The organism is Haloferula helveola (assembly GCF_037076345.1).
GTDB lineage: Bacteria > Verrucomicrobiota > Verrucomicrobiia > Verrucomicrobiales > Akkermansiaceae > Haloferula > Haloferula helveola.
In genome coordinates this window covers 501,412-513,757 of record NZ_AP024702.1, presented here as the reverse complement: position 1 = coordinate 513,757, position 12,346 = coordinate 501,412, and the positions used below count along the sequence as shown (strand labels likewise).

The window sequence follows — 12,346 nt, the reverse complement described above, 5'->3', positions numbered from 1 at the left end:
TAACAGATCATGCAGAATCCGTCCGCAACCGACAACCAGCGGGAGTTCCGCTGCATTCATTGCAACGGCAAGATTCTGGTGCCCCGGAACCTGCCGCCGACATCGGGTCCCTGTCCTCATTGCGAGAAGGAAATCACGTCGCCCGGGCCGGAGATTGCTCCGGATCTGGATCCAATTTTCGGAAAGCCGATTCCGGAAGACGCCGCGGGTCCGAATCTTCCTCCTGTCGTCGCGGCCTCGGCGGCAGCCCCGATGATTTCGGCGGAGGACGAACGTCGTGCCGCAGCGGAGGCTGCAGAACGGGCGGCCGCTGCCGAAGCGGCTCGCCAAGCTGCCGCTGAAGCCGAGCGCAAGGCGGCTGAGGAAGCGGGGCGGAATGCTCGTGAAGAGGCCGAGCGTCTGGCCGCTGCAGAAGCGGAACGGAAGGCCCGCGAAGAGGCCGAGCGCAAGGCAGCCGAGGAAGCGGAACGGAAGGCCCGCGAAGAGGCCGAGCGCAAGGCGGCTGAGGAAGCGGAACGGAAGGCCCGCGAAGAGGCCGAGCGCAGGGCGGCTGAGGTAGCGGAGCGGAAGGCTCGTGAAGAGGCCGCACGTCTGGCGGCCGAAGAGGTGGAGCGGAAAGCCCGCGAAGAGGCCGAGCGCAAGGCAGCCGAGGAAGCGGAACGCAAAGCTCGCGAAGAGGCCGAGCGCAAGGCTGCTGAGGAAGCGGAACGCAAAGCTCGCGAAGAGGCCGCGCGTCTGGCAGCCGAGGAAGCGGAACGCAAAGCCCGCGAAGAGGCCGCGCGTCTGGCAGCCGAGGAAGCGGAACGCAAAGCCCGCGAAGAAGCTGAGCGCAAGGCTGCTGAGGAAGCGGAACGCAGAGCCCGCGAAGATGCCGAGCGTCTGGCAGCCGAGGAAGCGGAACGCAAAGCCCGCGAAGAGGCCGAACGTCTGGCAGCTGCAGAAGCGGAACGCAAAGCCCGCGAAGAGGCCGAACGTCTGGCAGCTGCAGAAGCGGAACGCAAAGCCCGCGAAGAGGCCGAACGTCTGGCAGCTGCAGAAGCGGAACGCAAAGCCCGCGAAGAGGCCGAACGTCTGGCAGCTGCAGAAGCGGAACGGAAAGCTCGTGAGGAGGCTGAGCGCAAGGCGGCTGAGGAAGCGGAGCGGAAGGCTCGTGAAGAGGCCGAGCGCAAGGCTGCCGAGGAGGCGGAGCGGAAGGCACGCGAAGAGGCGGAGCGCAAGGCGGCTGAGGAAGCGGAGCGGAAGGCTCGTGAAGAGGCCGAGCGCAAGGCTGCCGAGGAGGCGGAGCGGAAGGCACGCGAAGAGGCGGAGCGCAAGGCGGCTGAGGAGGCGGAGCGGAAGGAACGCGAAGAGGCGGAGCGCAAGGCGGCTGAGGAGGCGGAGCGGAAGGCACGCGAAGAGGCCGAGCGCAAAGCAGCCGAGGAAGCGGAACGCAAAGCTCGCGAAGAAGCCGCGCGTCTGGCGGCTGAGGAAGCGGAGCGGAAGGCACGCGAAGAGGCCGAACGGAAGGCTGCCGAGGAGGCGGAACGCAAAACCCGTGAGGAGGCTGAGCGCAAGGCAGCCGAGGAAGCCCAGCAGGCCGCGGCTGCGGAAGTGGGTCGGAGGGCTGCCGAGGCTGCAGAGAAAGAGCTTGAGAGAAAGGCCGCGAAGCATGCCGCCGAACAGGCCGAGCGCCGAGGCGCGGAGGAAAAGAAACAGCTTGCCGAAGAGCGCTTGGAGGCGCGCTCCGTTGAGGATGCGATCAAGCAGGCCGACACAACACCGAAACCCAAGGGTTCGGAGCGGGCGCTCGAACCGCTGCAAATTCTTCCTGATTTCTCGGCGACACCCGAGCCGGCTCCTTCGCCGCCGGTCGAGCGGGCAGCCGCTCCCGTCAAGGCCGCGCAACCACGATCCGTTGCGCCGGAGTCCGCATCGAAGCCGGACGCCGAACCGTCGGAATCCTCAAGGCCTCCATCGCCGGAAGCCGCGGACGACGGCAAGAAGGGCGAGTCCAAGAACCGGAAACGGAAGCTTTCGCTCGCTCCGCTGATCGTGCTCCTGTTGCTTGTCGCGCTTGCCGGCGGGGCATGGTTTGCCGCCAAGAAATTCCTGAATCCCGAGGTGGCTCCGCCCATCGTGATGGACGATCCCGGCGCGGCACTACGGGAAAAGGAGTACTTGGAGAAGGGTTGGGAGGCCGATGCTCGCGACGTTCTGCGGAAATTCCTCGCCGCCGAACGACCGGCGGGCAAGGCCGCCTACTCGATTGCAGGCAGCGATCTGCTGGCGGAGATGGAGGATTTTTACGAAGGGGTGCCAATCGATGATTCGGACACGCCGGCCAGTGCGTTCTCCGTTTTTCCTCTGGCCATGAAGGACCGCGAGCGAGGTATCTTCATGCTCACTTACGACCAGCCGCCGGTCTTCGAGATGACCGAGTTCTTCGCTCCGATCTCGCCACTGGAAGTGCAGTACCGTCTCAAGGAACCGGGTATGCTGCTGTCGGCCGTCGCGCGTTCCTCGAACTTCACCGCCGAGCCGCTCAAGGTGCACGTGCTCTACAAGCGCACGCCGGAGGGTCTTAGAATTGATTGGGAGACCTTTGTGCAGACCAAGTACCGCACGATGAGGGATTTCATCGAGCTGCCGATCGCGGGCCGGAAAGGGGTGTTCCGCGTGATCATCGCGGAGACCGTTCCCGAGAACCGTCAGGTGCCGCCGGGGACACGGACCTATCTGGTCACCGATCCGGCCTATTCGTCGGAAGATTCCGCGAGGGTCAATGTTCCTGTGGACTCCGAGATCGGTCAGGCGCTGTCGATCCTCAACTGGCGAGGCACCCGCGACGGGCATGCGATTTCGAAGACGGCGACGATCGAGTTGCAGTGGAGCGGTGACGAAACGCCCCAGTTGCAAATCAGCCGTTTCCTCTGCTGGGAGTTCCTCGGCGTCGGGGGCGAAGCGGTCAAAGGTTCCCGCTGATATCATGGCGGCGGGTGAAACCATCGCCGCTCTCGCGACCGCGGGTGGTACCGGGGCCGTCGCGTTGATCCGCGTTTCCGGACCCGATGCCGGAGCGGTCGTGTCGAAGGCCTGTGATGAGGACAGACCCTTTCCCGACCGCCGCGCGGTTTTGCGAACGATCCGCACTGCCGACGGTGGTGTGCTCGATCAGGTTCTTGTGACGAGATTCGAAGCTCCCCGGAGTTACACCGGTGAGGAAGTGGTGGAGGTCGCGACCCACGGTGGGCGTCTGGTGACCCGGCGGGTGCTCGAGCGCTTGCTCGAATGTGGCTCCCGTTCGGCGGCTCCTGGTGAGTTCACGGAGCGGGCGTTCCTCAACGGCAAGCTCGACCTCACGCAGGCCGAGGCGGTGATGGACCTGATTTCGGCTCAGAGCGATCTCGCACTGCGCGCCGCCCACGAACAACTCGAAGGGGGAATCGGCAGGCGGACGGACGAGCTGCGTCAGGACCTGATCGGAACGGTGGCCCAGCTCGAGGCATGGATCGATTTTCCCGAAGAGGACATCGACCCGGAGACCGGCGAAGCGTTGGTCGCGCGCATTCGGGCCGTTCGTGAACAGGTCGGCGCGCTGCTGTCGACCGCCGACCAAGGGCGGATCCTGCGGGAGGGTCTGAGGACGGTGATCTGTGGTCGGCCGAATGCCGGGAAGTCGAGTCTGATGAACGCCCTGCTAGGCTCGGACCGGGCGATCGTCAGTGAGACTGCGGGGACCACGCGGGATACGATTGAGGAACTGCTGGTTGTCGATGGAGTTCCGCTGCGCATGATCGACACGGCAGGCTTGCGCGCCGCGGGGGATGTCATCGAGGAGGAGGGAATCCGCCGCACGATGAAAGAGGCAGGCCGGGCCGATCTGCTGCTGATCGTGGTGGATGGCTCGTTGCCTCCAGCCGAGGCGATGCCGGCCGACTTGCCGTCGGTTTCGCGTTCGATCGTGATTCTGAACAAGGCGGACCTCGGCGAGGCAGCGGGATGGGACGTGCCGGATGCCGTGCGGGTTTCCTGTACCGACGGCAGGGGGCTGGAGGATCTGCGTCACCGGATTCGAGAACTGGCCGATCTCGGCGAAGCGGACTGGGGCGAGCACTCGGTCGCGATCAATGCGCGCCATCGTGATTGTCTCACCCGGACCGCGGCATCGCTCGATGCGGCCGAGGGGGCGTTGCTGGAAGGCGCCGACCCCGAGATCACGGCGCTCTCGCTGCGGGAATCGCTCGACTATCTCGGCGAGGTGGCGGGGCGGGTCGATACCGAGGAGATCCTCGGGTCCATTTTCAGCCAGTTCTGCATCGGCAAATGAGGGCAGTGGTGCTGACCGGGGCGGGGATTTCGGCCGAGTCCGGGGTGCCGGTTTTCCGGGGCGACGACGGCTTGTGGGAAGGCCATCGGGTCGAGGATGTGGCCACGCCGGAAGGATTCGCCCGGGATGCCGAGACGGTGCACCGGTTTTACAATGGCCGGCGCGCTCGTGTGCAGGAGGTGGAGCCGAATGCCGCCCACGAGGCGCTTGCCCGTCTTGCCCGGGAATGGTCTGGCGAGCTGACACTGGTCACGCAGAACATCGATGACCTTCACGAGCGTGCCGGATCGCCCGACGTGCTGCACATGCACGGGGAGCTGCTGAAAAGCCGTTGCAACGAATGTGGCGCGGTCAGATCCTGCACCGGAGATTTGTCCAGAGCATCGATCTGCGATGCGTGTGAAGGGATCGACTGCCTGAGACCGCATGTCGTCTGGTTCGGCGAAATGCCTTTCCATCTTCAGGAGATCGAGCGGGCGCTGGATCAGGCCGACTGGTTCGTCTCGATCGGAACCTCGGGCCGGGTGTATCCCGCGGCCGGATTCGTCCGCGTGGCGGCTGCAGCGGGGGCGCGGACCCTTGAGCTGAATCTCGATCCCAGCGAGCAGTCGGGGGTTTTCGACGAATCCCGGCTGGGACGGGCGGGCGAACTGGTTCCCGCGTGGGTGGACGAGCTTCTCGGCGCCGATTGAGACGATCCGAGAGGCGAGCGACGTTTGTCACGTAGAGCCCCCAAGATTCCGGGTTTGCTTTTCGTTCGAAACTCGGGACGCTTTTGACGTGATGAAGCTAGGGAAATACGTGCTGCTCCTCTCAGCGGCCGCCGTGACCGCCGGGGGTGGCGCGGAGGAGAAGGAAAAGGCCAAGGCCGTTTCTTTCGAGGAGCTGGTGCGTGATCTGGGCGACGAGCGCTACCCGGTCCGGGTCCGCGCCAGCCACGAACTCTGGGGGATGGGGGACAAGGTCGAGGCCCTGCTCCGGGAGGCTGCCGCCAGTGCCGATCCCGAGGTCGCGATCCGCGCCCAGGAACTGCTTCGAAAGATCCAGCTCGGAATTCTGCCCGACAGTCCGCCGGAAGTCGTCTCCCTGGTCGTCCGCTACGACTCGGCGTCGGCGCTCGAGCGGGAGAAGATCATCCGCGCGCTCAAGGGACTCCGGGCCTGGCGGCAGGTGCTCAAGATTCACGAGCTCGAGAAGGACCCTGATACGCTCCGACGCATCGCCTCGGAGATGGAGGGTGTTTCGGTCGAGGCGGCCCGCGAGGTGCTGACGGGGGACGAACCCGACTTTGACGAGGCCAAGGCCCTGCTTGAGATGGGCCGGCCCGAACCGCGGCAGTTGATGTCGCTGGCGGATTTCCATCGGGTCCGCGGCACGCTCGATGCCGAACTGGAGCGCGCCCGGAAGCTCGAGGGACAGGCCGGTCACCTGTGGCGCTACGCCTTGCTTTCCGCCAAGGGGGAGTTTGAGGAAGCGGCGGGCGAAGCCGAAGCGGCGGGTGACCTCAGGACGGCGGCCCGGTTGCGTTTGCTCGCCGGCAATCCGATCAGCTGGGTCCAGCAGGCGCCGGTTCCCCGCGGTGAGATTCCGCCGGACTCGATCGATGCCTACCGAAAATCGGTTGAGGGACTTTGGAACGGTCGGCCTCCTTCGGACCGTTTGCTGCGCGCGCTTGCCGGCGGGGTGAAGCACGAGCTTGATGACGAGAGCTGGCATTCGCTGTCGGTGCTCTACGCGCTCGGTCAATCGAAGCTGGCCGATCCGCTCTTCGCCAAGCTGTCGCCCTCGATGGCCTTCTTCCATTTCGACAATACCGAGCGGGTCAGCGAAGCGCTCGACGTGATCGGCATCGACCCGGTTGATCCCGATTATCTCAGCTGGATCAACGAGAAGTTCGAACGCTACCTGAAGGATCCCGACGATGCCGAATCGGAGGCCGAATTGCTTTTCAGCTTCGCGGGATTCCTCGAGCGTCGGGGTCTGAAACAGGTGCTCCTCGAGGGTTATGTCGAGCCGCTCACCAAGTTGGGGCGCGATGACCCAGAGCGGTTCATCCAGGCGCTGGGCGAGTTGTTCTCCGCCTACTCGTCTTTTCCGGTTTCCACTCCGGTGTTTCCCGCGGCGACCGCTTTCGCGGGCGATGACGACGCCCGATGGAGCATGGTTAGGACCACGCTTTTCGGCGACGGTGCGCAGGTGCGCGGAGTTTGGGACAGCTTCGAGACGTTCCAGCCCGACATGTCTCCGCGCGAGCGACTGGAACTTCTGGCGGCATTGCTGGGGCGGATCCCGGACGTCGGACAGCGAACCGCCGAATGGTGGAAATGGATCAGTGAATCCGCGGAAGAAGGGAAGAAACTGGATCGGGCGAATGACTACGGCCTGATGCTCGCGGTCGCGCTTTCCAATCCCGATGCAAACCGCTTCATCAAAACCGCCGAGCGGGTTCGCGAGGCGGGATTCTCACTCGATGAACTGGGTGTCTACAGCGATGAGTACCGCTTCGCCGGGCAGGAAATCCTCTGTCTCGGTGCCGCCGGAAAGTGGGAAGAGGTCGCAAAGCACTGGCAGGATCAGGTGGGTCACTTTCCATCGGATCCGATGAAGCTCGCCTATCTGGCGGGTGCCCTCCGCCGCGCCGGACAACCGGACGAAGCGGCCGACTACGATGACCGTGCCGAGCGCCTCGCGCTGGGTGATCCCGGGGCGATGCGTCGGATCGGTCAGGCCTATGCGAGTGCCGGCGAGTTCCAGCGCGCGGCCGATTGGTGGTTGCGTGCCGCCGGTGAGTCGGTCGAGGACGACGGGGAGTTCTACTACTCGGCCTTGCTCCTGATGGAAGAGGCCAAGTACGTCGGCAACTGGAATCTCGCGGCTTCACTGGGCGAGATGTATCTGCTCTATCAGGTGATGCGGGGTGACTCGTATGACGATCCGGCCTCGGTGATTCGCGGGCGGATGGAGGTGGAGATCGGTCGTTCGCTCGCCCGCCTCGGGGATTCCCGGAGCCAGTCCATCGAAACGCTCGACCGCTGCCACAAGAACGCCCTCACCGACGGTTCGATGGCGGACTACTTTTTCCCCGCCTTGCGGAAGGCGGGGCTGGGCAAACTCCATGACGAGTGGTTCGAAGATACGTGGGAGGCGTTCGGAAAGGTCCTCAATCGCTATCCCGGGAGCCATAACACGATGAACACGGCCGCTTGGACCGCATCGCGCGCCAACCGTCGGCTCGATGAGGCCGAGAAGCTCGTTTCCGGTGCCTTGGAGATCCTGCCCAACCAGGCCGCTTACCTCGATACCTACGGTGAAATCTTCTTCGCCCGCGGCAACCGCGAGAAGGCGGTCGAGTGGTCGGACAAGGCGATGTCCCGCGAGCCTGGTGATGACGGATTGCTCCGTCAAAACGACCGCTTCCGCCACGGCGACTTTCCGGCGGAGTAGGAAGGCCGAAGTCCGTTTCGCCAAATTGCGAAAAACGCGAACGCTACTTGAAATCCGGTTGGGGACGGCGTTGGCTCTCGGCACGACTCGATCGCACCTAGGAGAGGTGGCAGAGTGGTCGAATGCGCCGGTCTTGAAAACCGGAGAGCCTCCGGGCTCCGTGGGTTCGAATCCCACCCTCTCCGCCAGCCTAAAACCCTGATTTAAAAGGGTTTACGTAGATTTGGGGATCTCTGCGCTGGGCGAGCAATATTGTTCGTATGAACGCATGCAAATGCACCGATTGGCACCTTGTTGACGCCGATTTCGTCCCCATTTCGTCCCCAGCTTGGATTAACGGCAAGACGTGTAGCACTGCCGGACGCGCATCCAGCAGCCGTGCGCTCTCAACGTTTCGATGATCTCCTGCCGTGTCAGGGGGTGTTTTTGCCTGGCTTGCCATGGAATTTCCGAGCCTGAGCAGGCGCGGACCCATGCGAGATAGGCCAGTACGTCCGGGTGTCGGAAGAGGCGGTTTGCGCTGGCATCGATCCCGGAAAGGCTTCGGGCCTCGGGATAGGTAAGCCGATAGGCACGCCGTGCGTTTGGTTTGCTAAGGAATCCGCCTCCGCAGAGGTAGTGCTCCACGAATCGCTGATGTCGGATGGAGATTCCGCGGCCGATGACGGAGCGCCGGGGCGGGAGTTTCGCGGTTGGAGAATTGCTAAGTTTTCTGGCGACGATGGACGGTCTTCCGGTTTTGGGCTTGCGGGTCTCGATGGCGAGCCAGCCGAGTTCCGCAGCCTGTTCAAGTTCCCAGTCGTAGACTTCGAAGTTTCGGCGGAATCGTCGGACGGTCACCTCGTCACCTTCCTTTTGGAAAACGCGGAGAATGCGGTGGAGGCGGTCTAGCGAGAGCTTCAAAGGATGCATGCTCGGGTTAGGTCGTAGGATGAAACTGTCGGAATTTCCGGACACATACGCGCGCGTGTGACGGGGGGAGTGTCGCAAAAACCTCGTTAGCCTCGGTGTCGGTATCGGGGAAAACGTCTTGTTCGTCTCTCTGTCGGCGGTCGGTAGCCTCTAAAAGGATGAGACAGCCACTTTCGGAAGTTCCGACGTTCTTTGCCGGCGTGCCATGCCTTTGCGAAGCGTCCGGCGAACTCGGTATCCGCAGCGAGCCAACGGTAGAGTGTGGATCGGTGGACTCCTCCCGCCCTCGCGGCACCCTTCATAGTGTAGCCCAACCGGACCGCGTGGAGGATCGTCCGCTCTACTAAGTAGCGGTCGCGGATGGCTCGCTTCATGGAGCGGCACTGGCTGGATTCTGAAGCCAAAGGACCCGTGAGCTGCGGCCGGTGCCGGCGTGGATCTGGCCGGGGAGACGGCAGGGGTGTTCGGGGCGGCCGATGAGGCCGGCGTCGATGCCGAGCGGGGCTGAGGTGTGGCGCAAGCTGTCGAGAGCGATGGGACCCGGGTTGTGAAACCAGACGTGGAGACTCTTCCCGCCGGTGTGGAGGATGGCCGCGAGTTGCCAGTGGAGGAACTCGCGGAGCCAGCGGGTCAATGCGAGGGAGGCGCGCAGGTGGGCGCGGTGTTCGTCGCCGGTGCGTGGCTTGATGCCGTCGAAACCGTCGAAGTCGAGAACGGTGAATGGAGCGGATGCCACGTTGTCCCCTGATCGGGAATGGATGCCGGTTTTCCATGTGGCGGGGGTTGTCATCGGGCCGATGGGGTCGCCGGCATGAAGCCATTCGTCGCAGGTTCGCCAGTGGGCGGCGTGTTCGGGCTTGCCGCTGTGATGGACTTCCCCAGTCCAGAGAATCGAATGGGGCGGGAGAAGCGTGGCGAGGAAGTGGCGCGGGCAGGTTCCCACGCGGTCACAGTCGATGCGCTGGGGGCTGTCGTCCCAAAGGTCGGGTAGTTTCCATGCATAACATTCAACGAGCTCCTGGCGGTATTTGCGGGCTGTGTCGGCGAGGCGGTCGGCTTCGAGCTTGTGACGGCGTGCGGTTGCTCGGCGGGCGTGGTATTGTCGGCGCTGTGTCGGGTCCGGTTGAAAGTCGGCTTTGATGCCGGCGATGGTGTGGATGCGCTGGCGGTGCTCGCCATCACCGGGGCAGGCGGCGCAGGCGAATCGTTCGTCGGTGAAGACGGCGAGGTGATTGCCGGTGCGGTCTCCGCCGTCCTCGGCGCAGGCGGGGCAGCGGGCGGTGATCTTGCCGGAAGGGTGATGCCGGACCTTTTCGAGGAGGGCTAGATCGAGGGGCATGATAGTTGCGAGTCAGAGTTCCCCGGTGGTTTCCGCGGCAAACAGGTATCGTTCGAGCCTCCCTACCTTCTCCCCACGTCGGCAAAGCCCGCGGGTAATCAGATTTGGCACGATTTCATCGTAGAGTTGGCGGACAGTCAGGCTTCCGGCACGGCCGGAGTTGTTGGCGAACTTGCTCGTTAGTTCGCTCCGGGTGAGCGTGTGCCAGTCGTCTCCAGAGGAGAATCGAGAGTCAGTTCGAATACCGGCTAGGATAACGTCCGCTTGCTCTTCGATTGCTGCCCGGCGTCCAATAGTTTCCATTTCGTCGGCTGCATCGAGGCATGCTTTCTGATGCTCGAAGGCGATTTGAAGGGTTTCGTCTCGAATCGTTAGTCCGTCGCCTTCCTTCGTTTTAGCCCATCGTGCTGCCTCGAATATTCCGGCGAGTTTGACGGTTCGGGAGGCCGCTTCGGATAGCGCGGCCTGCTTCGCCTCGGCGACAGCATCGAAGCTGGTGATGGACTCTAGCGCGTCGCTGAATTGGGCGTGGATCTCAGCCCAGAGGAGACGCGCTTCATCGGACATGCGGAATACGCCGCTCAGCTTGGAAAGGTCCTGGAATGCCTCTGCGAGGGAGTCGATCGCGGCGGGAGCTTCGGGCCAAGCGATACGTCTCGCCGTCCGGAGGGCAACGTAGTAGCCGAAACGGCGGCGCAGGCCGGACGCGTTGTTGATGCCGGCGAACTTGGCCGTGTTTGGAGTGCCACCAAGGGCGAAGCTTAGTGTGGCGCGGGCGATCCGGCGATGCGCTCCGCCGTTCGAGTTCGCCTGGTTCCTGAAGGTCTGGCTCCACGATTTTCCGTCGTAGAGTTTCAGGTATCTGGAGGCCAGTTCCTTGCCTACTCCCTGCCGGTTCCAGTATTCCAGAAGCGTGTTTCCTTCGTCCTCGATCTGGAGCATGTGGGGTTCGGCTTCAAAGCGCTCGAAAAGGGCGGAGTCACTGGCGCTTCCCTCATGCAACGCTGACTCGGGCAGGACGTGCTTTGCGAGCTGCTCTGCCAGCCCGAATGAGGTCGATTTACGAATGCCGGGAGGACCGACGACGAAGTTGAACAGGTTTGGGTATTTGATGCCGGCGAAGTGCCAGTAGCAACCCGGTGTGAGAAGTCTGCCTGCCAAACAAAGCAGCGGGGCGACGGTGAAGCTATCCGGGGCCTCGCTGCATGCGCGGTTGAACCTGATAGCATCGGCAATAATCGAGTCTTCAGGTACCGGGTGAATCCTCGCTTTCTGGGGGGGTGGGGAAAATGGGGAAGCTGGGGAAGAACTGGCGGGTTCCTCAATATCCCCAATTTCCCCGGGGGCTGGATCGAGGGAGCGCAAGATCGATGAAGCGGTGACCGGCTTCGGCTGTGGTGAGTTGCTCACGGCGCAAGTCGAGGGTTGCGGGTGAACTCGTGGGCGCTACTCTATCGGCAGGATCTCAAGTCTGCCGGGTCGTCAGCGTGTTTCCCACGAGGTCGGCCCGGTTTCTTTTCAGCGGGCTTTGACGGTGCGGGAGGCGACAAACGCTTCGAGATCGGTGACGCGGAAGCGGACGGATCGGCCGATGCGGACGTGTGGAAGGCGTCCGTCGTTCTGGAGGTTCCAAACCTGACGCTCGGAGACGCTCAGGAAACGGGCGGCTTCGCGACGGGTGAGGAGTGACGGTGGGGTGGATTCAACAGGATTCATAGCTCGGCATCACCTTGCGAGAATGCTGAGAAAAAAGACATCCAGACGACTGGCCCCGCTTGTACCTCTTCAGAATTGGGCCAGAAAAGCCCGAATCAGACGGGTCATTTTGTCGGCGTCCATCTGTCGGGAGCGGTCGTCTTCGTCGGGGACTCCGGCGATGCGGTAGGCGTCTCTCCAAGTCGTCGAGTGATCGGGCGTGGAATCGGGGTCGATCCCGACGATGAATGCCCTGAGTTCGGTCTTGCTGGGACGGTGTTCGAGTTCTCTCTCAAGGAGAGGAGTCCACCGGATGATTTCGGCGGCGAGCCTGCGCGCTTGCGGGGCCTCGATCGTCTTCTTTCCCTCCACGTGATCGACCGCCTGAGCTAGGCCGCGGATTCGGTCCCCGTCCATGTCGAACAGTGCTCGATGCACGAGGGCCTCGACGACTCCCCGGGCCAACGATCGCTGGCCGTGGAGCACGTAAGTGTCGGGCTCATTGTTGCTCCATCGGTCAAACGGGCGGAGGAAGTCTTCCAATACCGTAACCCATTCGTGGGCGTAGGGTGAGATTCCTTTGGACCCTCCGGAGAACTCCAATTCAACGGCGCGGAGCATCGCTGAAGTCCGCTTCACCGACGCAACCC

8 protein-coding genes and 1 tRNA gene are annotated in these 12,346 nt (G+C 63.4%); 5 read left to right on the top strand and 4 right to left on the bottom strand.

The window, feature by feature from the left end:
• Positions 1-9 precede the first annotated feature (9 nt).
• The 5 genes from HAHE_RS01640 to HAHE_RS01620 all read left to right on the top strand — a co-directional run bounded on the left by HAHE_RS01640 (position 10) and on the right by HAHE_RS01620 (position 7,938).
• The gene (locus tag HAHE_RS01640) at positions 10-2,961 is read left to right on the top strand and encodes a hypothetical protein (protein ID WP_338688006.1); all 2,952 of its coding nucleotides are present in this window, start codon (positions 10-12) and stop codon (positions 2,959-2,961) included.
• Between the two features lie 4 nt (positions 2,962-2,965).
• On the top strand, positions 2,966-4,306 hold the full coding sequence (gene mnmE, locus HAHE_RS01635; protein ID WP_338688004.1) for a tRNA uridine-5-carboxymethylaminomethyl(34) synthesis GTPase MnmE: 1,341 nt from the start codon (positions 2,966-2,968) through the stop codon (positions 4,304-4,306).
• Complete coding sequence (locus tag HAHE_RS01630) at positions 4,303-4,998, top strand: NAD-dependent deacylase (RefSeq protein WP_338688002.1); 696 nt, start codon at positions 4,303-4,305, stop codon at positions 4,996-4,998. Before mnmE ends, HAHE_RS01630 begins: the two co-directional genes overlap by 4 nt.
• Positions 4,999-5,089: 91 nt before the next feature.
• Complete coding sequence (locus tag HAHE_RS01625; protein WP_338688000.1) at positions 5,090-7,750, top strand: hypothetical protein; 2,661 nt, start codon at positions 5,090-5,092, stop codon at positions 7,748-7,750.
• A 100-nt stretch (positions 7,751-7,850) separates the two neighbouring features.
• A tRNA-Ser gene (locus tag HAHE_RS01620) sits at positions 7,851-7,938 on the top strand.
• Between the two features lie 1,094 nt (positions 7,939-9,032).
• Here the strand turns inward: HAHE_RS01620 and HAHE_RS01615 are convergent.
• From HAHE_RS01615 to HAHE_RS01600, 4 genes are all read right to left on the bottom strand, one after another.
• Entirely contained in the window at positions 9,033-10,001 is a 969-nt protein-coding gene (locus tag HAHE_RS01615) for a hypothetical protein (protein ID WP_338687998.1), read from the bottom strand.
• A gap of 12 nt (positions 10,002-10,013) precedes the next feature.
• Positions 10,014-11,366, bottom strand: a complete 1,353-nt coding sequence (locus HAHE_RS01610) for a DUF3987 domain-containing protein (protein ID WP_338687995.1) — start codon at positions 11,364-11,366, stop codon at positions 10,014-10,016.
• Positions 11,367-11,519: 153 nt separating this feature from the next.
• Positions 11,520-11,717, bottom strand: a complete 198-nt coding sequence (locus tag HAHE_RS01605; protein ID WP_338687993.1) for a helix-turn-helix domain-containing protein — start codon at positions 11,715-11,717, stop codon at positions 11,520-11,522.
• Between the two features lie 69 nt (positions 11,718-11,786).
• Complete coding sequence (locus HAHE_RS01600) at positions 11,787-12,317, bottom strand: hypothetical protein (protein WP_338687990.1); 531 nt, start codon at positions 12,315-12,317, stop codon at positions 11,787-11,789.
• Between the last annotated feature and the right edge of the window lie 29 nt (positions 12,318-12,346).

What these genes read in the sequence shown, in the direction of transcription:
- HAHE_RS01640 (WP_338688006.1), top strand. Translation starts at nt 10, where the DNA reads ATGCAGAATCCGTCCGCAACCGACAACCAGCGGGAGTTCCGCTGCATT.
- HAHE_RS01625 (WP_338688000.1), top strand. Translation starts at nt 5,090, where the DNA reads ATGAAGCTAGGGAAATACGTGCTGCTCCTCTCAGCGGCCGCCGTGACC.
- HAHE_RS01615 (WP_338687998.1), bottom strand. Translation starts at nt 10,001, where the DNA reads ATGCCCCTCGATCTAGCCCTCCTCGAAAAGGTCCGGCATCACCCTTCC.
- HAHE_RS01605 (WP_338687993.1), bottom strand. Translation starts at nt 11,717, where the DNA reads ATGAATCCTGTTGAATCCACCCCACCGTCACTCCTCACCCGTCGCGAA.
- mnmE (WP_338688004.1), top strand. Translation starts at nt 2,966, where the DNA reads ATGGCGGCGGGTGAAACCATCGCCGCTCTCGCGACCGCGGGTGGTACC.
- HAHE_RS01630 (WP_338688002.1), top strand. Translation starts at nt 4,303, where the DNA reads ATGAGGGCAGTGGTGCTGACCGGGGCGGGGATTTCGGCCGAGTCCGGG.
- HAHE_RS01600 (WP_338687990.1), bottom strand. Translation starts at nt 12,317, where the DNA reads ATGCTCCGCGCCGTTGAATTGGAGTTCTCCGGAGGGTCCAAAGGAATC.